The organism is Ruegeria sp. CDSC052, assembly GCF_059610685.1.
The window spans coordinates 285,104-309,948 of record NZ_JBXWOB010000001.1 but is presented as its reverse complement, the minus strand read 5'-3'; the positions used below and the strand labels follow the sequence as shown (position 1 = coordinate 309,948).

25 protein-coding genes are annotated in these 24,845 nt (G+C 55.2%); 13 read left to right on the top strand and 12 right to left on the bottom strand.

Features of this window, described 5'->3' with window-relative positions:
* Nucleotides 1-6: 6 nt before the first annotated feature.
* Nucleotides 7-453 carry a type II toxin-antitoxin system RatA family toxin gene (locus tag AC2FIM_RS01540; RefSeq protein ID WP_142634123.1) on the bottom strand — a complete coding sequence of 149 codons (447 nt, stop codon included), beginning with the start codon at nt 451-453 and terminating at the stop codon, nt 7-9.
* 72 nt (nt 454-525) lie between these two features.
* On the opposite strand from AC2FIM_RS01540, the gene hpt reads away from it, so the two are divergent.
* Together hpt and AC2FIM_RS01530 are read left to right on the top strand one after the other, a co-directional pair.
* A complete protein-coding gene (gene hpt, locus AC2FIM_RS01535) occupies nt 526-1,068 on the top strand; it encodes a hypoxanthine phosphoribosyltransferase (protein ID WP_142634125.1) in 543 nt (180 codons plus the stop codon).
* A gap of 131 nt (nt 1,069-1,199) precedes the next feature.
* Nucleotides 1,200-1,559 (top strand): hypothetical protein, encoded by a 360-nt coding sequence (locus AC2FIM_RS01530; RefSeq protein ID WP_142634127.1) that lies wholly within the window; start codon nt 1,200-1,202, stop codon nt 1,557-1,559.
* A 4-nt stretch (nt 1,560-1,563) separates the two neighbouring features.
* Here AC2FIM_RS01530 and AC2FIM_RS01525 read toward each other — a convergent pair whose 3' ends face one another.
* Both AC2FIM_RS01525 and lipA read right to left on the bottom strand, forming a co-directional pair.
* Nucleotides 1,564-2,706 (bottom strand): amidohydrolase, encoded by a 1,143-nt coding sequence (locus AC2FIM_RS01525; RefSeq protein WP_142634129.1) that lies wholly within the window; start codon nt 2,704-2,706, stop codon nt 1,564-1,566.
* Nucleotides 2,703-3,653 (bottom strand): lipoyl synthase, encoded by a 951-nt coding sequence (gene lipA / locus AC2FIM_RS01520; RefSeq protein ID WP_496677753.1) that lies wholly within the window; start codon nt 3,651-3,653, stop codon nt 2,703-2,705. Before lipA ends, AC2FIM_RS01525 begins: the two co-directional genes overlap by 4 nt.
* 265 nt (nt 3,654-3,918) lie before the next feature.
* On the opposite strand from lipA, the gene AC2FIM_RS01515 reads away from it, so the two are divergent.
* Nucleotides 3,919-4,467 carry a peroxiredoxin gene (locus tag AC2FIM_RS01515; protein WP_142634133.1) on the top strand — a complete coding sequence of 183 codons (549 nt, stop codon included), beginning with the start codon at nt 3,919-3,921 and terminating at the stop codon, nt 4,465-4,467.
* Nucleotides 4,468-4,513: 46 nt separating this feature from the next.
* Here the strand turns inward: AC2FIM_RS01515 and AC2FIM_RS01510 are convergent, their stop codons facing one another.
* Both AC2FIM_RS01510 and AC2FIM_RS01505 read right to left on the bottom strand, forming a co-directional pair.
* Nucleotides 4,514-5,434: a hydrogen peroxide-inducible genes activator gene (locus tag AC2FIM_RS01510; protein WP_142634135.1), complete on the bottom strand. Its 921-nt coding sequence runs from the start codon at nt 5,432-5,434 to the stop codon at nt 4,514-4,516.
* A gap of 52 nt (nt 5,435-5,486) precedes the next feature.
* Entirely contained in the window at nt 5,487-6,590 is a 1,104-nt protein-coding gene (locus tag AC2FIM_RS01505) for a DUF6456 domain-containing protein (protein WP_496677754.1), read from the bottom strand.
* A 241-nt stretch (nt 6,591-6,831) separates the two neighbouring features.
* On the opposite strand from AC2FIM_RS01505, the gene AC2FIM_RS01500 reads away from it, so the two are divergent.
* A complete protein-coding gene (locus AC2FIM_RS01500; RefSeq protein ID WP_142634139.1) occupies nt 6,832-7,140 on the top strand; it encodes a DUF6477 family protein in 309 nt (102 codons plus the stop codon).
* Here AC2FIM_RS01500 and AC2FIM_RS01495 read toward each other — a convergent pair.
* Nucleotides 7,133-8,677: a trimethylamine methyltransferase family protein gene (locus AC2FIM_RS01495; RefSeq protein ID WP_281972186.1), complete on the bottom strand. Its 1,545-nt coding sequence runs from the start codon at nt 8,675-8,677 to the stop codon at nt 7,133-7,135. The genes AC2FIM_RS01500 and AC2FIM_RS01495 overlap by 8 nt on opposite strands.
* A 277-nt stretch (nt 8,678-8,954) precedes the next feature.
* Between AC2FIM_RS01495 and guaA the strand changes: the two genes are divergently transcribed.
* The 8 genes from guaA (at nt 8,955) to AC2FIM_RS01455 (ending at nt 17,403) form a co-directional block, all read left to right on the top strand.
* Complete coding sequence (guaA, locus tag AC2FIM_RS01490) at nt 8,955-10,514, top strand: glutamine-hydrolyzing GMP synthase (RefSeq protein ID WP_142634143.1); 1,560 nt, start codon at nt 8,955-8,957, stop codon at nt 10,512-10,514.
* Nucleotides 10,515-10,610: 96 nt separating this feature from the next.
* Nucleotides 10,611-11,510, top strand: a complete 900-nt coding sequence (locus tag AC2FIM_RS01485; RefSeq protein ID WP_496677755.1) for a DMT family transporter — start codon at nt 10,611-10,613, stop codon at nt 11,508-11,510.
* Between the two features lie 125 nt (nt 11,511-11,635).
* Nucleotides 11,636-12,760 carry an OmpP1/FadL family transporter gene (locus tag AC2FIM_RS01480; protein WP_142634147.1) on the top strand — a complete coding sequence of 375 codons (1,125 nt, stop codon included), beginning with the start codon at nt 11,636-11,638 and terminating at the stop codon, nt 12,758-12,760.
* A 232-nt stretch (nt 12,761-12,992) separates the two neighbouring features.
* The gene (locus AC2FIM_RS01475) at nt 12,993-13,865 is read left to right on the top strand and encodes an ATPase (protein ID WP_496677756.1); all 873 of its coding nucleotides are present in this window, start codon (nt 12,993-12,995) and stop codon (nt 13,863-13,865) included.
* Between the two features lie 39 nt (nt 13,866-13,904).
* Nucleotides 13,905-14,822 (top strand): homoserine O-acetyltransferase MetA, encoded by a 918-nt coding sequence (gene metA, locus AC2FIM_RS01470; protein ID WP_496677757.1) that lies wholly within the window; start codon nt 13,905-13,907, stop codon nt 14,820-14,822.
* Nucleotides 14,806-15,765: an alpha/beta fold hydrolase gene (locus AC2FIM_RS01465; protein ID WP_496677802.1), complete on the top strand. Its 960-nt coding sequence runs from the start codon at nt 14,806-14,808 to the stop codon at nt 15,763-15,765. Before metA ends, AC2FIM_RS01465 begins: the two co-directional genes overlap by 17 nt.
* Before the next feature lie 49 nt (nt 15,766-15,814).
* A complete protein-coding gene (gene ppk2, locus AC2FIM_RS01460) occupies nt 15,815-16,684 on the top strand; it encodes a polyphosphate kinase 2 (RefSeq protein ID WP_281994702.1) in 870 nt (289 codons plus the stop codon).
* A 104-nt stretch (nt 16,685-16,788) separates the two neighbouring features.
* Nucleotides 16,789-17,403 carry a TetR/AcrR family transcriptional regulator gene (locus AC2FIM_RS01455; RefSeq protein ID WP_142634158.1) on the top strand — a complete coding sequence of 205 codons (615 nt, stop codon included), beginning with the start codon at nt 16,789-16,791 and terminating at the stop codon, nt 17,401-17,403.
* 5 nt (nt 17,404-17,408) lie between these two features.
* Here the strand turns inward: AC2FIM_RS01455 and AC2FIM_RS01450 are convergent, their stop codons facing one another.
* From AC2FIM_RS01450 to AC2FIM_RS01440, 3 genes are all read right to left on the bottom strand, one after another.
* Nucleotides 17,409-18,467 carry an adenylate/guanylate cyclase domain-containing protein gene (locus AC2FIM_RS01450; RefSeq protein ID WP_271946800.1) on the bottom strand — a complete coding sequence of 353 codons (1,059 nt, stop codon included), beginning with the start codon at nt 18,465-18,467 and terminating at the stop codon, nt 17,409-17,411.
* Complete coding sequence (locus AC2FIM_RS01445) at nt 18,464-18,865, bottom strand: group I truncated hemoglobin (RefSeq protein ID WP_345741800.1); 402 nt, start codon at nt 18,863-18,865, stop codon at nt 18,464-18,466. Before AC2FIM_RS01445 ends, AC2FIM_RS01450 begins: the two co-directional genes overlap by 4 nt.
* A 94-nt stretch (nt 18,866-18,959) precedes the next feature.
* Nucleotides 18,960-19,802: a glycosyltransferase family 25 protein gene (locus tag AC2FIM_RS01440; RefSeq protein ID WP_271946794.1), complete on the bottom strand. Its 843-nt coding sequence runs from the start codon at nt 19,800-19,802 to the stop codon at nt 18,960-18,962.
* Between the two features lie 132 nt (nt 19,803-19,934).
* Here AC2FIM_RS01440 and speB point away from each other — a divergent pair, with 132 nt between their 5' ends.
* Entirely contained in the window at nt 19,935-20,909 is a 975-nt protein-coding gene (gene speB / locus AC2FIM_RS01435) for an agmatinase (RefSeq protein WP_271946792.1), read from the top strand.
* A gap of 21 nt (nt 20,910-20,930) precedes the next feature.
* Here the strand turns inward: speB and AC2FIM_RS01430 are convergent, their stop codons facing one another.
* From AC2FIM_RS01430 to AC2FIM_RS01420, 3 genes are all read right to left on the bottom strand, one after another.
* Nucleotides 20,931-22,151, bottom strand: coding sequence for an aminopeptidase P family protein (locus tag AC2FIM_RS01430; protein WP_496707830.1), 1,221 nt, complete (start codon nt 22,149-22,151; stop codon nt 20,931-20,933).
* 161 nt (nt 22,152-22,312) lie between these two features.
* Nucleotides 22,313-23,524 (bottom strand): ABC transporter permease, encoded by a 1,212-nt coding sequence (locus tag AC2FIM_RS01425; RefSeq protein WP_271946786.1) that lies wholly within the window; start codon nt 23,522-23,524, stop codon nt 22,313-22,315.
* A gap of 5 nt (nt 23,525-23,529) precedes the next feature.
* Entirely contained in the window at nt 23,530-24,804 is a 1,275-nt protein-coding gene (locus tag AC2FIM_RS01420) for an ABC transporter permease (RefSeq protein ID WP_271946783.1), read from the bottom strand.
* Between the last annotated feature and the right edge of the window lie 41 nt (nt 24,805-24,845).

Below are 24,845 nucleotides of genomic sequence, written 5' to 3'. Positions count from 1 at the left end.
AAAGACTTAGCTGTACAATTCCTCTGCCCGGCCCTCGAACGCCCTCACGATCCTGTGCATCGCCTCATTGAAGACCACTCCGATGATACCCTGAAGAATGGCATTCTTGAATTCGAAATCAACATGGAACGAAACGTTGCACCCGCCTTCTGCCGCGTCCTCGAAATGCCAGTCCGACTTCATGTATTTGAAGGGCCCATCCAGATATTCCGTGTCGATCCGGCGTTGTTCGGCAAACAGGGTAACCCGGCTGCCAAAGCGTTCGCGGAACACTTTGAACGAAATGATCAGGTCCGCTTCCATCACCTGTGCCTCTCCTGCTGCATATGAGCGTCGGATACGTGCAGCCGCACACCAGGGCAAAAACTCGGGATACTTTGCTACATCGGCAACCAGATCGTACATCTGTTGCGCAGTGTAAGGCAGGTGTCGCGTTTCCGAATGTATAGGCATGGCGTCCGGTTTTTGCAGGTGACAATGGCGCGTCATGTCGTATGTTGCGCGCCAAAGATCAAGGGGGCAGTGATGAGCCAGCGCGGATATGTGATTGATGAGATGATCTCGGCAAAGGCCATTGCCGCCAGGATCGAAGAACTTTGCCGCGAAATCACTGCCGAATTCGACGGAACCGACAAGCTGGTTGTTGTCGGCCTGCTGCGTGGTAGCTTTGTCTTTATCGCCGATCTGGTGCGCGAATTGGACTTGCCCATTGAAGTGGATTTCCTTGAGGCGTCATCCTACGGGGATGCGATGGAAAGCAGCCGGGAAGTCCGCATTCTAAAAGACCTGCGCGGCGCTATTGAGGGTCGCGACGTTCTGGTAGTCGAGGATATCGTCGACACCGGGCACACGCTGAACCATGTTACTCATCTGCTGCAAAGCCGCGATCCTGGAAAACTTCGCTCGATCGCACTACTGGACAAGCCCAGCCGGCGCGAAGTCGATTTCCGTTCGGACTGGATCGGGTTTGAAATTCCTGATGAGTTTGTTGTGGGTTACGGGATCGACTACGCACAGCGCAATCGCAACTTGCCATTTATTGGTAAGGTTCGTTTTATCGAAGACTGAGAAGGGTAAAAATAGACCCAGATTCCAATAGTCAAAGTTGCTGCGCACCTTTGCATTCACTTGATTGAATACCATTGGACAACGCCCTCAACAACAGATTACCCTCCGATCATCTTGGGAGGATTCTGCTTATGAAAGTAATGTCTATTGGGCTTCTGGCGACTTGTGCCGTCGCCGCAACGGTTGGTCTTGCGGACGCAAAAGACAACAAGGGCAAAGGGAAAAGTTCAGACAAGTCGAAAATCGAAAAGTCGATAAAGACCAATAATGGCGTTGGTGTACCGCCCGGACAGATCAAGCGTTATACGCGAGGTCAGAAACTCCCTAACGATCTGAATTTTGACTATCTTGATGACCTGGACGGCTGGAAGTTGAAGCCCCTACCCGCCGGTCAGCGATATATCCGCGTGGATGACGAAATCCTGTCGATATCTGATGACACTAAGACAGTCATTGATGCCGTTGGAATAGTGAGCGATCTCGTAAACTGAAGTTTCAGCCATTAAGTGATCGAATTGCGGCAACAAATACGTCTACTCCTACCGGGATAAGTGCGTCTGGGAAATCATAGTCAGGGTTATGCAATTGCGGATGATCCTGCCCCGACCCCAGCCAGAACATGGCCGTTTTCGCGCCTTTCCCAAATTGCCCGAAATCTTCTGAGAACTTTTGCGGCGCCTTTGTTGAATGGCACGGTACTCCACGCTCGGCGCAGGCCGTTGCGATGATGCTCACCGCGTCGCTGTGATTGACGCAGGCCTCGAAGACATCGTCATAGGTGATCTCAACCTCCAGACTGTCGGCGGATGCGGCGCGGCGCGCCAGTGCCTCGGCCTCGGTCATCAGCTTCTGCATCCGGGCATCTGAAACGGTGCGCAAGGTCACCCAGATCTCGGCCTTTCCCGGAGCGACGCCGAAAGTCGGCTCTCCCAAACGGGCATGCGTCACAGTTGTCAGCGCAAAATCGGCATCCAACGCGCCGCCTGCGCCTAAACTCGCCAGCTTCGAAACCAGTTCGGACATCGCCTCAGCCGGGGAAATCCCATCCTGAGGCGCAGCCGCATGGGACGTCTTGCCGGTCAGGATGATTTTCATCCCGCGCGAGGCGCAGTTAGCCGAACTCTGACACAACTCAACAGCGCCAAGTTCCAACCTCGGCAGGTTGTGCAGAGAGAACACGTAGTCCGGCGCGATCTTCGCGAATTGAGGGTCCGCGCGAAAGGCGATGGCGCCCTGCCCGGTTTCTTCAGCCGGTTGAAAGATCAAAACCACCCGACCCTTTTGGGGTCGGTGACGCGCCAGGTCTTCCGCAACGCCAAGCACCATCGCCATGTGCCCATCATGGCCACACAGATGCCCTTTGCCCGGAACCTTCGACACATATAGGTGCGTACCAAGTTCTTGAATCGGCAGCCCATCCAATTCGCACCGGATACCAACGGTTGGCCCAGCCTGCCCACTGTCAAAAACCGCGGCAACGCCATGCCCTCCCAGTCCGGTAAGCACATGGTCCGCACCGAACCCCCGCAAAAGATCTGTTATGCGGGCAGCGGTCTCACGCTCGTGCCCGGATAGTTCGGGATATTGATGCAGGTCGTGGCGCAGGCGTGTCAGCCGCGCATGCGCTTCGGGTGTCACCCCTGTTCCAGCTTTTTCCGGCGTGCCTCACGCAGCCGGGCAAAATCGTCTCCGGCGTGATAAGACGACCGGGTCAAAGGTGTGGCCGATACCATCAGGAACCCTTTGCCATAAGCTGCCTTTTCATAGGATGCGAATTCTTCCGGCGTTACGAACCGATCGACTCCGTGGTGTTTGGGCGTGGGCTGCAGATACTGACCGATGGTCAGGAAATCAATTTCAGCGGCGCGCATATCATCCATGACCTGCCGGACCTGCTGACCATCCTCACCCAAACCGACCATGATCCCGGATTTGGTAAAGACCGACGGATCCAGCTCTTTCACGCGCTGCAATAGACGCAAAGAGTGAAAATACCGCGCGCCCGGGCGCACTTCGGGATAGAGGCCGGGTACGGTTTCAAGATTATGGTTAAAGACGTCTGGCTTTGCCTCAACGACAACTTCTAGAACGGACGGCTCGCATTTCAGAAAGTCAGGCGTCAGTATTTCAATCGTCGTACCCGGAGACCGGTGACGCACGGCGCGAATGGTCTGCGCAAAATGCTCTGCCCCGCCATCTGCAAGGTCATCGCGGTCGACAGAGGTGATGACCACATGGTTCAACCCCAGCTTTTCAACCGCATGAGCAACGCGACCAGGTTCAAACGCATCCAGCGAATCCGGGCGACCGGTGGCGATGTTGCAAAAGGTACAGCCGCGGGTACAAATCTCGCCCATGATCATCATGGTCGCGTGGCCCTGGCTCCAACATTCACCGACATTGGGGCATCCGGCTTCTTCGCAGACCGTAACCAGATTGTTGTCACGCATGATCTTGCGCGTGTCGGCATAACCCTGACCACCGGGTGCTTTGACGCGAATCCAACTGGGCTTTTTCGGCTGCGAATTGTCGGGCCGATGAGCCTTTTCTGGGTGTCTTTGTTCGGGAATGTTCAGATCGCGCACGGCCTGTCTTTCTGACTTTGGGTCAATTCGGTTTACCCATAACATAAACTGACCTCTGCTATTACACCACCCATGCATATCCGCTATGCATCAGGGTGAAAGACTTTGACGTCTCAGGGACAAAATTCTAAATAATTTCCTATCATTAACTGCAACTTACGCGTTGTCAGGTAAATTCTGACGCACCTGGAGCATCCGCCATTGAAGCGGATTTGGAATCCTTTTAAGTCCACGAAAACCGTACGTGATTCACAGGAGTTCGATCATGAAGTCTGGCACCAAACTGCCCGAAGTGACCTTTCACACCCGCGTCCGAGACGCTTCTGTCGAAGGACCAAACCCCTTCCGTTGGGAAGACAAGACCACGGCGGACTATTTCGCAGGAAAGCGCGTGATTCTGTTCTCACTGCCTGGCGCATTCACCCCGACATGTTCGACCTATCAGTTGCCCGGATTTGAAAACGGCCACGCAGATTTCAAAGCCGCAGGTGTGGACGAGATCTATTGCATGTCCGTGAATGACAGCTTTGTCATGAACAAATGGGCACAGGATCAAGGCCTGAAAAACGTCAAGGTTATCCCTGATGGCTCAGGCGAATTCACACGCAAAATGGGCATGTTGGTCGACAAGGACAATCTGGGCTTTGGCATGCGGTCCTGGCGCTATGCGGCCATCATCAATGACGGCATCGTAGAAGCCTGGTTCGAAGAGCCCGGACTGATGGATAACTGCCCCGAGGACCCCTATGGCTTTTCGTCACCGGAAAACCTGATGAAACATCTAAACGAAGTCAAAGAGCCGGAACTGGCCTGAGTTCGTCCTCAACAGAAAAGTCCGCTTCAGGCGGGCTTTTTTGTGACTAGCGCGTTTGCGTGACAATGCTCTCGCCGACGGTGCGAATGGTATCCGCCAGGCTTTCGAACCAATCTTCCTGCGAGGTAGAAGATCGACGAACTAGCCCCACTGTCCTTGCCGGCTGCGGCGAGGCAAATCGCATCAGCTCAAGACCCGGTACCGCGTCGGATTCGGAACGGGCGGCAAGCTCTGGCATGAGCGTCAATCCAAACCCTTCGGCAACCAAACGGGATAATGTCGCCAAAGACGAGGCACCCATGTTAATCAGACCGCTGCTGCGGTCCTGACCACAAACCTCCAGGGCCTGATCCGTCAGGCAGTGCCCATCATCCAGTAGCATAAGCTGTGCATTTTGAAGGTCCAAAGGGCGCAAACGCTCCGTATCGCTGGAAAAATTGCGCAACCGTGCCGAACTTCCGGCCAATAAGAACCGATCCTCGAACAAGGGAAATTCGAACAATTCGCTTCCCCCGGAGGGCAGCGCGACCACACCTGCGTCGATCTCACCAGCGCGCAGCATCGTCAACAGGCGCTCTGTCCGCGCTTCGCGTATCTGCACTCTCAAAGAAACATCGGCCGCCCTTAACCCCGCCAGAACACCTGGCAGAACATAGGGCGCAATCGTCGGGATTATTCCGATCGACAAAGACCGATGCCCGCTTGAGTGATCCTTGGCAAATTGGTCGAGCCTGTCCGAGGCACCAAGTATCTGACGCGCATATTCGAGCACATCCCGCCCCAAAGGGGTAAGCAATATGTCACGGGCCTTACGCTCGAACAGGGCACCACCGAGGGTTTCTTCTAACGCCTTGATCTGAACCGATAATGCCGGTTGCGAAACGTTACACATCTGTGCCGCCCGCCCAAAGTTGCGCTGTTGCGCAACAGCGTTAAAGTATAGGAGCTGTCGAAGGGTAAAGTTCATAACCCCTGGCTATCACTCCACCCTGAAACCGCAACCAAAACCGATCAAAGCGTTATCCGATCATACGGCTGCGCTCTTCCTGATCCTGGTAATGACGTTTCAGGCGCTGTAATGCGATACGCAAAACGATTTTGCCGGACCGCGCTGACCACCCCATTCGCTTTTCCGCCAATTCCAACCCTTCCAGATAGCAACAGCAGCGCAAAGCCACGTCGCTCAGCCCCGGTCCAAGGTCAGACAATGCACGCTCTACGCGGTCGCGCGCTTCTGAAGAACCCCGGTTGCCAGTGTCGCCGCTTCCAAAACTTCCGCGCCCACCGGCAGTCAGGAAATGGTCCCAGTTCTGTGCAACCTGAGGTCCGATCTGAGCCAGTTCAAAATCCTCGCGCAGGCGCTCTCCTGCCCCGACAAGTGCTTCATCTAAAAACGGCTTTCCATCCCGATCCCGACGCCTTGCCAGGGCGATCAGCGGGCTTTCTGCGGCGCTATAGCGCATTCTTCTGGGACGTTCTGGATGGGCGCGGTTTGTCGTCGCGTGAGAGGGCGCCCCATGAAACGAAGAAGGCGCTTCTGCCATTCCATGTTCGTTGCGAGACCTTGCCTGGTTCTCGAAATCGGCCATTAACTGGCTCAGTGCCGTGCGGCCCGCGCTGGTAATCCGGTAGCGCGATATCCGGCCTGGGTTGTCGCAGGAAATCCAATCCTTCAACGCCAATGCCTGTGCGATCCTGCAATCAACCACTGCAGTTCTGGTCGCAGCGGCTTCGCCGGTATCGCGCACCACCACTGCTTTGTTCATTTCTTCAGCGACAGCCAGGACCGAACCGGTCTCACACAGTCTGCGCAGTACCCTTAGGGCCTCGTGGTTGAATTCTTCTTTTTCGACGTGTGAATCATGACTGAACGCTGAAACCGTGCGATCAGAAGCATCATTGACCGAAAAATGTTCTTCGGCCAACGACTGCAAAGCCGCATCCACCAATGGATCGTCACGGCGCATCTCGATTCGGCGGATTTGTCTAAGAATGGTCGAAGCATGGCACCCCGCAGATCGCGCAATATCGCGGATCGACTGGCCGGTTTCTGTGTGGGCCAGGTATCGTTGTGCCCCCTCAGGTACCCAAGCCGGAATGGTGAAAGCCATGTTGTTTTCCATAGTTCTGTGCCCTCATCGACGAAACAATCTGTTCTCTATCGCCCCCGGTGACTTTGTTAACCAATTCTAACTAGAGTCGCTTTCGTTACTCGTTCGTTAACTGCCGGAGGTGATGACCAGATTTCATTCAAATTCATAAACACTAATGAAGCGAGAGTTCGGGGAGAACCCGATTAAGGCAACACCCGCTTAGGTTGTGTAACAAATTGAGCAACATTAATCCGACAAGTGGAGCCCAATGATGCAGGACCTGATGACCATGATTTCCGCCCTCCGCCGCCCCCGCCTATTGGCGCGGGCAGCCAAACACGGCGCACAGGACTATGATCGGGACCGCCACCTGCAACGCATACTTGGGTACGGATCGCTACCTGGGTCGGGTGCGGCGCTGATGCGTTTGATGGATATTGAACGAGAGGTTAACGCGCAGAGACTGGCAGAAGATGCAGGCTATTCGCTGGTCCGTCATTTGGACCTTCTGATCGCGCTATTGGGTGAGGCGCAGCTGTACAAAGCCAGCCGCGCCTCACAGTTTTCAGTTATCAGCTGAAAGCGTCCGGCATGGAGGTCTTTTTCTTTTCAACATATTCGGTCAAAGCGCTGTGAATTCCCGGGTCGAGTTCCGGTTGCTTGTAGTTGGCAATCAAATGCTCGACCCGAGACGAGGCCAACTGTCGCGTATCGCGCGCGCCCTCGTCTTCCCAGGTTTCGTAAGGTTTGTAGTCCAGCAGGTCGGACTTCCAGAACGCCTCTTTGAAGTTTGCCTGCGTATGAGCACAACCCAGATAGTGGCCACCCGGGCCGACCTCGCGGATTGCGTCCATGGCCTGGGCGTTTTCGTCATAGGCCACACCCTTGGCCAGACCGTGCAGAACGCCAAGTTGATCTGCGTCCATGACGAACTTTTCAAAGTCCGCAACCAGGCCGCCTTCAAGCCAGCCGCAGGAATGCAGCATGAAGTTCACACCCGCCATCAGCCCCATGTTCAGCGAGTTCGCGGTCTCATAAGCGGCTTGCGCATCGGGCAGTTTCGAGCCACAGAACGACCCGGCTGAGCGGAACGGCAGACCCAGACGCCGCGCCAGCTGTCCCGCGCCATAGGTAACCATTGACGCCTCGGGTGTGCCAAAGGTTGGCGCGCCTGAGTTCATGTCGATCGACGAAACGAAAGCACCAAAGATAGCAGGCGCTCCCGGGCGGATGATCTGACTGTACGCGACACCGGCCAAAACTTCGGCCAGAACCTGTGTCAATGTCCCCGCTATCGAAACCGGCGCCATCGCACCACCGACGATGAACGGCGAGATGATGCAGGCCTGATTATTCCTGGCGTAGACTTCCAGCGACCCCATCATCACATCGTCGAAGGTCATCGGCGAGTTGATGTTGGTCAGCGAAGTCATGACCGTGTTTTCCTGAACAAACTCTTTGCCGAACAGGATCTCACACATTTCCACCGAATCCTGAGCGCGGCTGGGATCGGTGACCGAGCCCATGAATGGCTTGTCCGATAAGGTCATATGCGCCATCAGCATGTCCAGGTGACGCTTGTTCACCGGAACGTCTGTGGGTTCGCACACAGTACCGCCCGAGTGGTGTAGCCACTTTGACATGTAAGCCAGTTTCACGAACTTGTTGAAATCGTCCATGGTCGCATAGCGACGGCCACCTTGCGCATCACGCACGAACGGAGGGCCATAGACCGGCGCCAGAACCAGATTGCGACCGCCGATGACCACGGACTTTTCCGGGTTTCTTGCGTGCTGCGTGAACTCGCTTGGCGCTGTTTTGATCAACTCGCGCGCAAGGCCGCGTGGGATGCGCACCCGTTCGCCATCCACATCGGCGCCCGCGTCTTTCCAACGTTCCAGCGCCGCAGGATTGTCGACAAAATTGACGCCGACTTCGGCCAGAAGCGTTTCCGCATTTGTTTCGATGATCTGCAACGCTTCTTCGTTGAGAACCTCGAAATTCGGAATATTGCGTTCGATGTACTTTGCGGTCTCGATACGAACCGCTGTACGTTCGGCCCGGCGGGCAGCGCCACCGCCACCTCTCGCCCTGCGCCGGGTGTTTGCCTCTGTCATGAGAAAATCCCGTATCAGTTGTTGAATTTACATGTGTGTTACAGGAACCCGCCGCAATGGCAGTCGTGGATAACGGCGCTATAGGGGAAAAAGCGACAAAATGTCGGGGACAACCGCCACAAAATGACCCAGCACATGTTTTTAAACTCGCGCGGGTCTTCGTCATTCGCTTCGGGGCCGTCCACCAGACAAGCGGGCCCTAACCGCGACCAACTGGCGTGTCTATACCAGTTGAAATCCCTTGCGCTTATCATCTTCGCAACCTAGTAGCAGACCCATGACCCAAGACACCCATGACCGCCTTCTGATCATCGACTTCGGCAGCCAGGTAACGCAACTGATTGCGCGCCGCCTGCGTGAGCTGAATGTTTATTGTGAAATCCATCCTTATCAGAATGTTACGACGGACTTTGTTCGGAAAATGGCCCCAAAGGCCGTTATTTTCTCGGGCGGTCCCGATAGCGTGACACGAGAAGGGTCTCCGCGGGTCCCGCAGGAAATCTTTGACATTGGCGTTCCCATCCTTGGTATCTGCTATGGGCAGCAAGTGATGATGCACCAGTTGGGCGGCAAGGTCGAAAGCGGCCATGGCACCGCAGAGTTCGGCCGCGCCTTTGTGACCCCCAAAGGCCAACTGGATATTCTCGATGGTTGGTTCACCGACGGCGATGAACAGGTCTGGATGAGTCACGGCGACCATGTCAGTGAAATCGCGCCGGGGTTTCAGGTTTATGGCACCTCGCCCAACGCACCGTTTGCGATCACCGCAGACACGTCCCGCCATTTTTATGCTGTTCAATTCCATCCCGAGGTGCACCACACACCAAAGGGCGCCAAGCTTTATGAGAATTTTGTAAAGCTCGCCGGGTTCAGCGGCGATTGGACCATGGGTGCCTATCGCGAGCAGATGATCGCGACAATCCGCGAACAAGTGGGCGACAAACAAGTGATCTGCGGTCTGTCCGGAGGTGTCGATAGTTCGGTCGCGGCGATCCTGATCCACGAGGCGATTGGCGACCAACTGACCTGTGTGTTCGTTGATCACGGCCTGTTGCGCAAGAACGAGGCTGACGAAGTCGTCGGCATGTTCCGCGACAACTATAATATTCGGCTGATCCACGCGGATGAAAGCGATCTGTTCCTAGGTGAGCTTGAGGGGCAAAGCGACCCGGAAACCAAGCGCAAGATAATTGGCAAGCTGTTCATCGACGTGTTCCAGAAACATGCCGACACGATCGACGGGGCCGAATTCCTGGCCCAAGGTACCCTCTACCCTGATGTGATCGAATCCGTTTCGTTCTCGGGCGGGCCTTCGGTCACGATCAAAAGTCACCACAATGTTGGTGGTCTGCCAGAGAAAATGGGTCTGAAACTGGTCGAACCGCTGCGCGAACTGTTCAAGGACGAGGTCCGCGCATTGGGGCGCGAGCTGGGTCTGCCCCAAAGCTTTATCGGCCGCCACCCCTTCCCCGGCCCTGGTCTGGCAATCCGTTGCCCCGGTGAAATCACCCGCGAAAAACTAGATATCCTGCGCGAAGCCGATGCGATCTATATCGACCAGATTCGCAAACATGGGCTTTATGATGATATCTGGCAGGCCTTCGTGGCGATCCTGCCGGTTCGAACCGTCGGCGTCATGGGCGATGGCCGCACGTACGACTATGCCTGCGCCCTGCGGGCAGTTACCTCAGTCGACGGAATGACCGCCGACTATTACCCGTTCAGTCATGAATTCCTGGGCGAAACCGCCACCCGGATCATCAATGAGGTCAAAGGCATCAACCGATGCACCTATGACATCACGTCGAAGCCCCCGGGCACAATCGAGTGGGAATAAAAACAAGCCGGGCCAGCGCCCGGCTTTTTTGTTTCTGCGTCACAAATATTTGGTTACCAATCAACATTGTAGAACTCATAATGCGCGGGCATCTCAATGAAAAACAGCAAACCCCAAATCGGCAAAGCCGCGCTGTGGATGATCGGGGCAATAGCATCTTTTACGTCTATGGCCGTGGCCGGACGTGAGCTGAGCGTCACCCATGACACCTTTGAGATCATGTTTTATCGCAGCCTAGTCGGCATGTGCGTGGTCAGCCTAGTTCTGACGGTTACGGGAAAGTGGCATCAGGTATCGACCGAACGGATTGGCCTTCACGGGGTAAGAAATACCCTGCATTTCACCGGTCAGAATCTCTGGTTCTACGCTGTTTCCGTGGCACCACTGGCACAGGTCTTTGCACTTGAGTTTACGCAACCGATTTGGGTGATCCTGCTGTCCCCGATGCTTCTCGCCGAGCGGTTGACAGTCGTGCGGGTCCTTTCAGCACTTATCGGTTTTGCTGGTATCCTTATAGTCGCACGACCGGGGGCTGTTCCGTTAAGCGCAGGAATTTTCGCCGCCGCGATGTCGGCGGTGTTCTTCGCTTTGACTACAATTTCCACCAAAAAACTCACGCGTTCTGCAAGCATCGGGTGCATCATGTTCTGGCTGACCGTTATACAGGCTGGTCTTGGGCTGGCAGCCTCTGCGATCGACGGAGAACTTGCGTTACCAACGATGGCAACCGCGCCTTGGCTTTTGCTTGTAGGGCTTGCAGGCCTATTGGCGCATTTCTGCATTACGAATGCACTCTCAATCGCACCGGCTACGGTTGTGATCCCATTCGATTTTGCGCGCCTTCCTACAATCGCGATTGTCGGTATGCTTTTCTATCATGAGGCTCTCGATCAGTGGACGCTCGTGGGGGCTGCTGTCATTTTTGTGGGTATCTTCCTTAACGTTCAGTCGGAAAACCGTAACAGTTTAGCAACAGATTCTCGCAACACTCACTAAGGGTAACGTTCAGTCACCCGTTGACCACCTATTGTAGAGAGAGTGAAATCCACCTGTAAGAATAACTCGGTTGTGCGCAGACACCACAAATTCGCGCAACTTAGCGACATAATTGGGAGGAATGGATGAAGAAGACGCTTCTACAGGCGTGTGCTTTGTGCGTGGGCGCAACAAGCATTCAAGCCGGTGGTCTGGACCGTAGTGGACAGGGAATCAATATCATTTTCGAAGAGGGATCCGTGGTCCAACTTCGTCTTGGATATGCTTCACCCGACGTAAGCGGTGAACAAAATGGCGTAGAATCAGGTGATGTGTCGAATGCTTTCTTCTCACCGGGCCTGGCTTACAAACGTTCATTTACTGACAAACTGGACTTTGCGCTGATCTATGACGAACCATTCGGTGCGGATATTGGGTATTCCGCCGACTATCCCCTGTCGCAGAATCCAACTGCAGCGTTTGGAGGACGCAGCGGGATTCTGAGAGCCAGCGCTGATGTCGACTCCCTCACCGCATTGCTGCGCTACAAGCTTGACGGTGGCTTCAGCGCCATTGGCGGTATTCGCGCGCAACGTGCTAGCGCAAAAGTCGTTGTACCGGCAGCAGCCGGATACGAATTTGACGCGGATGCCGATACTGACTTTGGTTATCTCGTCGGGGTTGCCTGGGAAAAACCTGAAATCGCAGCTCGGGTTTCGCTGGTCTACAACTCCAAGATCACTCACGATCTGTCGTCGACCGAGTCGTTCAACGTAGTGCCGCCCGTCCCCGCCGGGTTGCAAACAATCGATGACACGACCAGGGTCGAGACACCGCAATCCATCAACCTGGATTTCCAGACCGGGGTTGCCCCAAAAACGCTGGTGTTCGGATCGATCCGCTGGGTTGACTGGCCTCAGACAGTAGTGGCACCTGCCGCCTATGTCGGGATCGTTGGGGACAACCTCGTCGACTTTGACGACGACACATTCACCTATACTCTTGGAATGGGATATCAGTTCTCAGAGGCTTTTTCTGGCGCGATATCCACATCTTACGAAAAGTCGAATGGTACCGAAGTATCAAACTTGGGGCCGACTGACGGTTTCTGGAGCATTGGCGTAGGCGGTACTTACACCGTGGAAAATGCTCAGATCTCGGGCGGTGTCCGTTATACGGACATTGGCGATGCGACAACCACCACGGGTGGTGAATTCAGCGGCAACTCTGCCTGGAGCGTCGGCCTTCAGTTGACCTACTCTCTGAACTGATCAGCGGCAAAACTGTTCACAAGGCTCCGCCCTCCGGCGGAGCCTTTTTTGCATAGATCCGCATGATCACGAATTGAGATGATGCGGTCCTGCGTGGCAAGGAACAGATATCTACTCCCATTCTGGCATAACGAAACCTGTGCCCAAGACTGTTGGTTCTAAACAACCGCGCACGCGCGATTGACGCCGCCTCCCACCCGTTTTAGCAAGGTCGGAAAAGGGATAGTGGACAATGATCTACAACTCGGCAAAAGACTGGCGGGAAGCCGCGCGCAAAAAGGTGCTGTTTTTTGGCATGTCAGGCCTGGGAAAGACCTATGTGTCCAACGTTCTGCGCGATTCCGGGGACTGGTTCCACTATTCGGTCGATTACCGGATCGGCACGCGATACATGGGCGAGTATATCATCGACAACGCCAAAGCCGAGGCCATGAAGGTCCCTTTCCTGCGTGACCTGCTGTTGTCTGATTCCATTTACATCGGATCAAATATCTCGTTCGAGAACTTGACCCCTGTCGCCGCCTATCTGGGAAAACCGGGCAACCCGGCACAGGGCGGCATGGAGCTGACCGAATATAAACGCCGTCAGGAACAATTCCGTTTGGCAGAAATTCACGCTCTGTTGGATACCGAGTATTTCGTGGATCGGGCGCAGAGATTGTACCAATACCCGCATTTCATTTGCGATACTGGCGGTTCGATCTGCGAATGGGTTGATCCCGACGATCCGCGCGATCAGGTCCTGACTGAGCTGTCGCGCCACACGCTGATGATTTGGATCAAAGGTGATGACGACCACACGTCCGAGCTGATCAGGCGCTTTGACCGTGCGCCCAAGCCCATGTCTTATCAGCCCGAATTCCTGACACGTGTCTGGGACGAATATCTGACCCAACAAGGCTGTTCCGCCGAACAGGTCGATCCCAACGCATTCATTCGCTGGACCTATGCCAAAGCTCTTGCGCACCGGCAACCGAGATACAGGGCAATGGCCGACAACTGGGGTCTGAGGATCGCTGCCAGCGACATGCACAGTATTCGCGACGACGGTGATTTCGATGAGTTGATCGAACGTGCACTTGAGACCCGGCCAAAGCGCGATTAACTACGGCACTTACACTCTCAAACCAAAGGCTTGCATCCGATGCCGATCAAGATTCCCTCTGACCTGCCCGCATATGACGTTCTCACCAATGAGGGCGTCATGGTCATGTCCGAGGATCAGGCAATGCGTCAGGATATTCGCCCCCTTCGGATCGGGTTGCTGAATCTGATGCCCAAGAAGATTCAGACCGAAAACCAGTTCGCTCGCCTCATCGGTGCAACCCCTCTGCAGATCGACCTGTCGCTGATCCGTATGACCGAACATCGGACCAAGAACACCGCAGCCGAGCATATGGCCGAGTTCTACCGCCCGTTTCAGGAGGTAAGGGACCAAAAATTTGACGGCCTGATCATCACCGGCGCCCCTATCGAACATCTTGAATTCGAGGATGTCACCTATTGGGAAGAGATCAGCGAAGTATTTGACTGGACCCAGACAAATGTCCATTCGACCTTTGGCGTGTGCTGGGGCGGAATGGCGATGATCAACCATTTCCATGGGGTGCGTAAGCATATGTTGGACGCCAAGGCTTTCGGATGTTTCCGGCACCGCAATCTGGCCCCCTCCTCACCGTTTCTGCGCGGGTTTTCCGATGATTGCGTCATCCCGGTCAGCCGGTGGACCGAGATGAAGCAGGCCGAAATCGACAACGCTACGGGCCTGACCACCTTGCTGGGTAGTGATGAGGCAGGCCCCTGCTTAGTCGAAGATAAGGACCATCGTGCGATCTATATCTTCAACCACTTTGAATATGACAGTGATACGCTCAAGCAGGAATATGATCGCGATATCGACAACGGCACACCGATAAACGTGCCGATGAACTACTATCCAGACGACGACCCCTCGCGGCGGCCCCAGAACAGATGGCGCAGCCATGCGCACCTGCTCTATGGCAACTGGATTAACGAAATCTATCAGACAACACCGTTCGATATGGATCAAATTGGTTCTTAAAACCATCATAGCTCTTGCCCTGCTGATTGCTGGCCTGGCCACCGTAACAACTTGGCGCGTGTCACGGAACGAAGCTGTTGCCGAGGCCAGTTTCCCACCCGAGGGTCAGCTGATCGACGTCGATGGAGTCAGCGTTCATGCCGTAGTCATAGGGCGCGGGCCCGATGTCGTGCTGATCCACGGGTCCAGCGGAAACACTCGGGACATGACTTTTGCCCTCGCACCAATTCTGGCAGAAGATTTCCGTGTCATTGTTTTTGACCGGCCCGGACTGGGGTATTCCGACAGCTTCAATCCGGACGGCGAAACCCTTGAAGAACAAGCCGAAACCCTACGCCGTGCAGCTGTCAAGCTGGGCGCGGACAAACCCATTGTTGCAGGGCAAAGCTATGGCGGGTCGGTGTCGCTGGCCTGGGCGGTTACACAGCCCGAACACATCTCGGCGCTGGTGTTGATTGCCCCCGCCGCGATCCCTTGGGAAACGCCGCTGGATGGTTTCAACCGAATTGCCGCGACCAAGCCCGGAAACGCGCTTGTGCTGCCGTTGATCAACGCCTTTGTCCCCGATTGGTATGTCGAACAGGCGATGGATAGTGTCTTTGCTCCCCAAAAAGCGCCCGAAGGTTATGCCCAACATTTCGGCCCCGGGCTGACCATGCGCCCGGCTTCGATGCATGCCAACGCAATGCAACGCGCCAATCTGTTGGACGAAGTTCGTGCGCTGCAGCCGCGCTATAAGGATATTTCGGTCCCGACCGAGGTTGTGCATGGCACCGCCGACACAACGGTCGGGTTGGAATGGCATGCGGAACCCCTGATCGACCAAATCCCCGGCGCTGAACTGATCGAATTGCCGGGAATTGGCCATATGCCACAGATCGTGGCCGCACCCGAAGTAGCGGCCGCAATCATCCGGGCTGCTCAGCGGGCGGGTTTGCGTTAATTCCGAGGCTAATCCATAGTAAGATATGGATTTTATCGCGAGGTGACTCATGACACGAACTGGCAAAGGCACCATCGAGGAATATTACAAAAAACGTGCACCAGAAGAAGTCCGGAACGAGATCAAAGAGGCCGATAAGGATGACATTCTGAACCCTACATACCCCTATGACGAACGCATGAAGCGTAAGGCGTATGAGAAACAAATGCAGTCCCTGCAAATCGAGCTTGTGAAAATGCAGCTTTGGGTGAAGGAAACCGGCCAGCGTGTCGCTGTTATCTTCGAAGGCCGCGATGCCGCTGGAAAAGGCGGGACAATCAAGCGGTTCCGTGAGAACCTGAACCCGCGTGGGGCCCGGAATGTTGCGCTCAGCAAGCCATCGGATCAAGAGCGCAGCCAATGGTATTTTCAGCGCTATATCCCACATCTGCCCGCAGCCGGAGAAATCGTGTTCTTTGACCGCAGCTGGTATAACCGCGGCGTGGTGGAAAATGTGTTTGGGTTCTGCAACACAGAACAGCGTGAACGCTTCTTCCGACAGGTTCTGCCGTTAGAGACCGGCCTGTGTGACGATGGTATCCGCTTGTTCAAGTTCTGGTTGAACGTCGGACGGGCCGAGCAGTTGAACCGGTTTCTTGCGCGCGAAACGGACCCATTGAAACACTGGAAGCTAAGCCCAATCGATATCGCTGGTTTGGACAAATGGGATGAATACTCTGCTTCGATTTCCGAAACCCTTACACGCAGTCACAGCGAAGCCTGCCCCTGGACCATAGTTCGTTCCGACGACAAGAAACGGGCAAGGCTGGCAGCAATCCGAACCGTGCTTCATGCGCTGGACTATGATGAAAAGGACAAAAATGCGATTGGCGATATCGACACCAAGATATGTGGCGGGCCAGATATCTGGGATGCTTGATCTTTCTTGCCGGCCAATATCATCACAAAGATTGGACGAATACGTGCTACCGGTTTATGTCTTAGTTCCTCAAGAATTGAACAAAAAAGGCGTCTGAATCAGGGATGACAAAACGCGGGTATCACCACGGCAACCTGAAACAGGCTCTGATCGACGCAGCTCTGTCCCTGATCGAGGAAAAGGGTCCGACCGGGTTCACCCTGTCAGAGGCTGCAAAAGCGGCAGGCGTCACGCCTGCAGCTGTTTATCGCCACTATCACGGGCGCGAGGACCTGATCGCCGAGGCGGCGCGTCAAGGGTTCGAGATGTTCGCCGATCTAATTCAATTCGCTTATGACAAAGGCCAGCCTTCGGCGCTGGCTGCATTCGAAGCAACCGGGCGCGCCTATCTGGCCTTTGCGCGCAAGAATCCTGGCCACTATATCGCGATGTTCGAAAGTGGGATTTCCGTCAACCGCACCCCAGAACTTGCCCTGGCTGCAAACCGGGCCAGAGATGTTCTAGAAAAAGCTGCAGCCGATCTGTCGCAACATATTCCGCCGGAAAAACGTCCGCCGGCTTCAATGTTCAGCGCACATATCTGGGCGCTGAGTCACGGTGTAGTCGAATTGTTTGCCCGTAACACCGGCGCCACCGCACCCTTCCCGCCCGAAGATCTTTTGGAAACGGGGATCGGTATTTATCTGAGGGGACTAGGGCTGGTGCCTCCGGACGAATAAGGCCGTCAGAACACCGGTTTCCGTTGCGGAATGCTGAGACCGGATGTGACATTAATCAGATCCATCTCACCCATACCCTTGATGTCCACACGCCCGATATCAGAGACCTGAAACTCGTCAATCAGGGCGTATTTCATTTCTTCAGGCGCAACAATATTCATTGGGTTTGCAAAGACTTGTAGCCGGGAAGCGATGTTCACGGCGGGTCCGAAAACATCATAGACATATTTCTGAATACCAACCACAGATCCTACCGCTGGCCCCATACCCAGCCCCACACGTGCCTGCCACTTGTGCGGATGGCTTTCATTTCTCCGCTCAAGATAGCGAAGGAACCTGACCGCACAATGGGCAGCAGCAGTCGCATGATCTGGCGTAGCATCCGGCATGCCTGACACCGCAAGATAAGCATCGCCAATAGTCTTGATCCGCTCACATCCGAACTGTTCGACGATCCGGTCAAAGGCCGTAAAGATGTCATTCAACTCGCTTAGGGTAACCGTCGGGTCCGTCTTGGCGGCAAAATCCGTGAACCCCACAAAGTCCAGCATCACAACTGACACCTGATCGTAAAGCTGCGGCGTGACCACACCGAATGTCTTGAATTCTTCATAAACAGCGCGCGGCATCAGGTTCAGCAACAGCCTTTCAACCCGCTCTTTCTCACGCTCCAACTCGCGCGTGTTGCGTTCGACCATGGTCGAGTAGCTGTCAATCATGCTTTCAAGTTCGCGGATTTTGGTGATGTTCTGAAACTCGATGACCAGAACCTGTTCCGAAAGACCGTTTGCCAGAGAAACTGCCGTTGCGAAAACCAATGTCCTGCGTTTCGGCTTGATCTGCAATTCGACCGAGTATCTGAGCCCCGATTGCTTTACGTCTTCAAGTTCACGCGCATCAAGGTCAGGAAAAATATCCAACAATGTCTGTCCATTAGCCGGAGGGCCAAACCATTCCTGAAAAGGGCCGTTGCAGAATACGAATGTAAGATCTGACGCCCGAACCACTGCGACACCAACACCGATCGCGCGCAGCAGTTGTTCATTGATCGCAAGAATACTCATGCCGCATCGCGCGTAACAATAATTGCGCGTTTGGATTCGATCGCTCCCAAGGCAATCTTTACGTGCCGATCTTCCATTCCATGTAACGCCAGCGCTTCACCAAACAGATCTGCCATTTCGTCAAAATCTGCGTGCGAGATGTTCAGATTTCTGTGAACCGCTTCAATTCGATCATCGCTAAATGATGTCGGACCACCGATCAGAGACGATACGAACTTGGTCTGGTGATCAATCAGCCTTGGCATGTCGATATCTTCGAAATGGTCACCGATCTGATCAGACTCCAGTGCCATTTCGTAAAAAGTCATTACGATCCGACTGATCGTTTTGAAACCGCCATAATGCTCATAGATTGTCTGACCCACACCAACCCCAAACCGGAAAAACACCAACAACACTGGAAGTTTATATCAAATTGACAGTTTTGTTAACGCTTATCGAGAATTACTATTTTTGCTTGGTTGGAAAGACGTGATCAGCTCATGATCTAAACTAAACCCTCAGGTCTTCGGCACAGGGGATAAATCCGACATACCCCCCGCTTTCAAGCAATCGGGCTTCGCCTCTCTGGCGCCAATACAACTTACGTTTCGCGGCCTGCAATTCGCGACGAATGCGAAACCACAGGGGTCCCTTATCCAGACCGCTATTGGTCTTTCTGTTTTGTGAACGTTCACTGACTTTCACGGAATCTTCAGCCTGATCTTGCTGTTTCGACCAGATCATTTGAACGCCGACTGCTGGAAAACACTGATACATTTGCCAATCCGGGCGGGGGATAGATACGAAATCATCCAGGTGATCCGAGTATTTCTCGGACCACATCAGCAATTTACGGCAGGCCGCCTGCGACAGGATATATGCGGCCGCGCTGGGTGCCATTTCCAGCATCGGGCGAACCGGTACGCCGGAAATCTGTAGTTCTGGCCCAAACCGCAGCACCCGGGGGGAATAGTCCAGCTTTAGGAAGTCGAACCCTGCCCCTGCTTCGAGCAATCTGGCAATCACACCGCCAGCTTGGGTCGACATTTCGACATCGTCTTCAAAGATCGCAACAGCCTTCAGGTCTTGCTGAACGGCACGCTTCCAAACGGCGCGATGGCTTTCGAAACAAGCGACTTCACTTTGTTTCAGACCCCAGCGGCTGCCGGAACCGGCAACATAGCCGTGACCATCCAGTGCGCCTTCTTGTTGCGCGTCGGTCGCACTGAAACGCGCGGCCCCGATCAGCCCGGTATGGGCGAACTGCGCCTCCATAAAGTTGCGCCGCTCGGGTACCCGATCCAGATTGATATAGTAGACACCCGTTCCCGGTGGCAGTTCATGATGGCCCACGGCTGTTCCTTTATAATGCCTGCACCAGATACACTTCGCACAATCGGATAATCAAGCCCACAGCCCCCACCTATCGCAGCTTTGAATTCCTGTCTAAGCTGCCGTTGAACAGCAAGAAACGGGAAACTCGCCATGTCATCACATGGGTATAGCGGTGGGCGGCTTAATCTGCCTTTCGTCGGCATTTCGACCTTCGGCAAAGCGCCGTATGTCGAGGATTGGGACAATATCGACGCGGATGTCGCAGTCATGGGGGCGCCTTTCGACTTTGGCACTCAATGGAGGTCCGGCGCGCGCTTTGGGCCCCGTGCTGTACGCGAGGCCTCAACCCTGTTCAGCTTTGGCCATGCCGGGGCCTATGACCATGAGGATGACGCCACTTATCTGGATGGATCGGTGCGGTTGGTCGATATTGGGGATGCCGATATTATCCACACCAAGACAGATGAGAGCCACGCCAATATTCAATACGGCGTCGAACGTATTCTGTCCGCAGGCGCCCTGCCCGTCACCATCGGCGGCGATCATTCGGTGAATATCCCCTGCATCAACGCCTTTGCCTCAGATTGCGCGCAGAACGGTCCGATCCATGTGGTCCAGATCGACGCGCATCTGGATTTCGTTGACGAGCGTCATGGCGTCACTGCTGGCCACGGCAATCCGATGCGGCGGGCGATTGAAAAGCCGTACGTCTCGGGCATGACTCAGCTGGGCATTCGAAACGTGTCATCAACCGCCAAGGAAGGGTATGAGGATGCCCGCGCTCGCGGCTCGGACATCTTGTCCGTACGACAGGTGCGCAAACTGGGCACCGAGGGCGTGGTTGAACGCATCCCCGAGGGCGCGCGGTATTACGTTACGATTGATATCGACGCGTTTTGCCCCTCAATCGCACCTGGTACGGGTACGCCCAGCCATGGCGGGTTTTTGTATTACGATGTGCTGGAAATTCTTCAGGGGCTAGCGAAACGCGGTGACGTGGTCGGGATCGACCTTGTTGAAGTCGCCCCAAGTTACGACCCAACCGAAAGCACGCAGATTCTGGCGGCACAGGTGCTGCTGAACTTTATCGGCTTCATCTTTCACGAACGGGGCAAGAAGGGCTGATCGCCCTTCCTGCCCATGTGATCAGGCGCTGATCGTGTTGTGTTCTGGCCCATAGGGGAAGCCGGTGATGTTTTCAGCTCCGGCCTCTTCGACCACCAGAATGTCATGCTCACGATAGCCGCCGGCGCCTTTCTGACCTTCAGGTATCCACAGCATCGGCTCGATGGACACGACCATGCCGGGTTCCAAAACCGTGTCGATATCCTCGCGCAGTTCAAGACCCGCTTCACGACCGTAATAGTGGCTGAGTATGCCGAAGGAATGGCCATAGCCAAAGGAGCGGTATTGCAGCAGGCCTTCGTCGGCGAAGAATCGATTGATCTCAGCCGTGATCCCCGAGCAGGTCGCGCCCGGTTTGATCAGGCTCAGCCCCAACTCATGCGCGGCGACGTTTGCCTTCCAGATGCGCAGGCTGTCAGCGTCGGGTTCGCCCAGAAACAAGGTGCGTTCCAGCGCAGTGTAATAGCCCGAGATCATCGGGAATGTGTTCAGCGACAGGATATCGCCCTTTTCCAGCGCCCGCTTGGTGACCGGGTTATGTGCGCCATCAGTGTTCAGGCCGGATTGGAACCAGACCCAGGTGTCGCGGTACTCGGCTTCTGGATAAGCACGAGCAATCTCGGCCTCCATAGCGTCACGGCCTGCCATGGCGATTTCGATCTCGGTTGCGCCTTCGCGGATCGCCGCGTGAATGGCTGCACCGCCCACATCTGCAGTGTGTGCGCCGCCTTTGATCAGCGCGATCTCTTCGGCGGATTTCACCATGCGTGCGGCCATTGTGTCAGGTGCGATATCAACCAGTTCAGGCTGGCCCAGCATATCCAGTGCGGTGTCGCTCATTGCCAGGGTCATGTGATCGCCTTCGATCCCGACCCGACCGGCTGATCCAATCAGATCAGCCACCGCGCGCCAGTAATTGTTCCGCTTCCAGTCGGTATAGATCACGTTGTCTTCAACCGAGCGACGCCAAGGCTGGCCGGCGTCGATATTGGCCGACACGGTGGTGCATTTGTCCTGAGTGACAACGCAACCGTAGGGACGCCCGAACGAGCAATACAAGAAGCCCGAGTAATAGGCGATGTTTTGCATGGAAGTCAGCAGAACTGCTGGAATATCGCGGGCGGCCATCGTGGCGCGCAAGCTGGCCAGACGGCGTGCATATTCCGCCTTACTAAAGGGCAAAGGCGCCTTCTCACCGTTGTGGCAGGTAAAGAATTCGGGGCGATTGTTTAGATCATTCATCTTGGTCTCTCCTCGATGCCGGACAGGCAAAGCCCGGCCACAAGTCCCGGCGTTCAGGACAAGCGGCCTCGGGAACCGAGAGCCATGCACCCGCCTAGATGTCACGACGCCATCGTGACCGGGGTGCATGGTGAAATCGCTAAATCACCTTTTGAGTCGCGTCAAGCGGGACTGAGCCCCCGCATGCGTTCAGACCGCCGCCGCAGCAGCTCTACCGTGGTCAACAGCGCAATCGAGATCACCACAAGGATTGTCGCTACCGCCAGAATGGTCGGGCTGATCTGTTCGCGCAGGCCGGTGAACATCTGCCATGGCAGTGTCTTCTGGCTGGCAGAGCCAACGAACAGCACCACAACCACCTCATCGAACGAGGTGATAAAGGCGAAGAGGCCGCCCGAGATCACGCCCGGCAGGATAAGGGGCATCTGAATCTTGAAGAACGTCCGCACCGGGCCCGCGCCCATATTCGCCGCCGCCCGCGTCAGAGAGCGATCAAAGCCCACCAGCGTCGCAGTCACGGTGATGATGACGAAAGGGATGCCCAGAACGGCGTGAGCAAGGACAACTTTCACATAGCCCACGAAGTTCTTGTTCATGCCCAGCGTGCCTTCCATGAAGCGACCGATATCGCTGTAGAAGAAGAACATGCCGGTGGCCGAGATGATCAACGGAACGATCATCGGCGAGATCAGGACGCCCATGATTACGCGGCGGCCGGGTACGTGGCTCTGGCTGAGGCCGATGGCCGCCAACGTGCCCAGCGAGACCGAGATGATCGTCGCAATCGGCGCGATGATCAGCGAGTTCTTGAAGCTGCGCTGCCATTCATTGTTGGTGAAGAAATCGCGGTAATGCTTCAGCGAATATCCTTCGGGGTCCAGACTCAGCATCTCAGGGGTGAAGGTAAAGAAGTCCTGCGCGTTGAACGACAGCGGCAGAACCACAAGGATCGGAGTGATCAGGAACACGAAGATCGCACCGCAGATAACCCGGAACAGATAGTGATAGAACACCTGTTTTGGCGTCAGATAGCTGAGCAGTTTGCGACGATACCGGCCTTCATAGAGCCAATAGATAAAGAAGATAAAAAACCAACCGCCCAACAGGCCCAGAATGCCACCCATCGGACCTGTCAACAGGAAACCGATGACGCCGAAACCCAGGATATTGATCCAGCGCGCCAGTTTTTCGTTCTTCAGAACGTTGATGTAGACCCAGGCCAGCGCGGCGATCAGAGCTGCGCCACCCAGAATGCCCAAAAGGATCGAGCCGTTGCCCGCGCCGACAAAGACGCCGGCGAAGGCACCCGCCAAGGCGACACTGGGCAGAACCATGGAGAGCGGTTTGCGGGATATCGGTGTAAGTGCTGCCATGTCGATTATCCCAACTTCACGTTATCAATGCCCACGATCTTGTCGTAGACCCAGTAGAGCAGCATGACGACACCCAGCAGGATCGTACCCAAGGCCGCAGCCAGTCCCCAGTTCAGCGAGGACGATATGTGATAGGCGATCCGGTTCGAGATGAAGACACCCTTGGTGCCGCCCACAATTTCAGGCGTGATGTAGTAACCGATCGACAGAATGAACACGAGGATAGAACCCGCTCCGATACCCGGAATGGATTGTGGGAAGTAGATGCGCCAGAAGGTCGTCCAGTTGGTCGCGCCCATGGATTTCGCCGCCCGCGTGTAAGTCACCGGGATCGTCTGCATCACTGAATACATCGGCAGGATCATGAACGGCAGCAGGATATGCGTCATCGCAATGATCGTGCCTATCTGGTTATTGATAATCACCAGTCGTGCATCATCGGCCACAAGTCCAAGCCAGACCAATGTTTCATTAATCACGCCCTGCTGTTGCAACATCACTTTCCACGCCGAGGTCCGCACCAGAAGTGAGGTCCAGAAAGGCAAGAGAACGAGGATCATCAGCAGGTTCGACACCCGCATCGGCAGGGTCGCCAGCAGGTAGCTAACCGGATAGGCCAACAAGATGCAGGACACCGTAATCACCAGCGACATGAACAATGTGCGGCCAAACAGCTTGATCAGAATCTGCTTGTCTTCAGGCTGCGACTGCGCGCCTTCGGGCGTGCGGCGCATATCGACCGCGTTCAGGAAATAACCATTGGTAACCGTTGGCGAATGGGTCTTGATCACTGCCCATGTCTTAGGATCGCCCCAGCCCTCGTGAATCTCTATGATCTGTTCCTTGAACGGTCCATCGGTTTCAGGGTCAAGCTTGCCCATTTTCCGGCCAGAGCGGCGGAACAAAGAAGACATGCCAGTCTCTTCGTAGTTCAGACGCGAGCCAAGGCGGGTGTGGGTTTTGCTATCAACGGCAACGACCATGTCGCGAACAAATGCGTCGTATACTGCTTCGTCCGGAAGCTCACCGCTTTGGGCGTCCCAGCTTTGCAGGGCTTCCACAGTAAGCGGGAGGGTCTCTGAAACCATGCTGTTTTCAACCGAGCGGAACAGCATTGAAGCAATCGGCACGATAAAGGAAAACATGACAAATAGCAGAAGCGGAGCGACGAGCATCAATGCTCGTAATTTCTGCCGCCGCAGTGAACGTGCCAGCGATTGCTTGAGCGGCGTTCCGTCCGCTGCCAGCATCGGCCCCGCATTTTGGCTTGCGTCAGTCATTTGTGCCCCTTGACTCTGCTTGGGTCTGGGGGCGGCGCACC

Excerpts from the sequence above, each read along its gene's own strand:
- AC2FIM_RS01540 (WP_142634123.1), bottom strand. The coding sequence starts at position 453 with ATGCCTATACATTCGGAAACGCGACACCTGCCTTACACTGCGCAACAG.
- hpt (WP_142634125.1), top strand. The coding sequence starts at position 526 with ATGAGCCAGCGCGGATATGTGATTGATGAGATGATCTCGGCAAAGGCC.
- AC2FIM_RS01530 (WP_142634127.1), top strand. The coding sequence starts at position 1,200 with ATGAAAGTAATGTCTATTGGGCTTCTGGCGACTTGTGCCGTCGCCGCA.
- AC2FIM_RS01515 (WP_142634133.1), top strand. The coding sequence starts at position 3,919 with ATGAAGTCTGGCACCAAACTGCCCGAAGTGACCTTTCACACCCGCGTC.
- AC2FIM_RS01510 (WP_142634135.1), bottom strand. The coding sequence starts at position 5,434 with ATGAACTTTACCCTTCGACAGCTCCTATACTTTAACGCTGTTGCGCAA.
- AC2FIM_RS01505 (WP_496677754.1), bottom strand. The coding sequence starts at position 6,590 with ATGGAAAACAACATGGCTTTCACCATTCCGGCTTGGGTACCTGAGGGG.
- AC2FIM_RS01500 (WP_142634139.1), top strand. The coding sequence starts at position 6,832 with ATGCAGGACCTGATGACCATGATTTCCGCCCTCCGCCGCCCCCGCCTA.
- AC2FIM_RS01495 (WP_281972186.1), bottom strand. The coding sequence starts at position 8,677 with ATGACAGAGGCAAACACCCGGCGCAGGGCGAGAGGTGGCGGTGGCGCT.
- guaA (WP_142634143.1), top strand. The coding sequence starts at position 8,955 with ATGACCCAAGACACCCATGACCGCCTTCTGATCATCGACTTCGGCAGC.
- AC2FIM_RS01485 (WP_496677755.1), top strand. The coding sequence starts at position 10,611 with ATGAAAAACAGCAAACCCCAAATCGGCAAAGCCGCGCTGTGGATGATC.
- AC2FIM_RS01480 (WP_142634147.1), top strand. The coding sequence starts at position 11,636 with ATGAAGAAGACGCTTCTACAGGCGTGTGCTTTGTGCGTGGGCGCAACA.
- AC2FIM_RS01475 (WP_496677756.1), top strand. The coding sequence starts at position 12,993 with ATGATCTACAACTCGGCAAAAGACTGGCGGGAAGCCGCGCGCAAAAAG.
- metA (WP_496677757.1), top strand. The coding sequence starts at position 13,905 with ATGCCGATCAAGATTCCCTCTGACCTGCCCGCATATGACGTTCTCACC.
- ppk2 (WP_281994702.1), top strand. The coding sequence starts at position 15,815 with ATGACACGAACTGGCAAAGGCACCATCGAGGAATATTACAAAAAACGT.
- AC2FIM_RS01455 (WP_142634158.1), top strand. The coding sequence starts at position 16,789 with ATGACAAAACGCGGGTATCACCACGGCAACCTGAAACAGGCTCTGATC.
- AC2FIM_RS01450 (WP_271946800.1), bottom strand. The coding sequence starts at position 18,467 with ATGAGTATTCTTGCGATCAATGAACAACTGCTGCGCGCGATCGGTGTT.
- speB (WP_271946792.1), top strand. The coding sequence starts at position 19,935 with ATGTCATCACATGGGTATAGCGGTGGGCGGCTTAATCTGCCTTTCGTC.
- AC2FIM_RS01430 (WP_496707830.1), bottom strand. The coding sequence starts at position 22,151 with ATGAATGATCTAAACAATCGCCCCGAATTCTTTACCTGCCACAACGGT.
- AC2FIM_RS01425 (WP_271946786.1), bottom strand. The coding sequence starts at position 23,524 with ATGGCAGCACTTACACCGATATCCCGCAAACCGCTCTCCATGGTTCTG.
- AC2FIM_RS01420 (WP_271946783.1), bottom strand. The coding sequence starts at position 24,804 with ATGACTGACGCAAGCCAAAATGCGGGGCCGATGCTGGCAGCGGACGGA.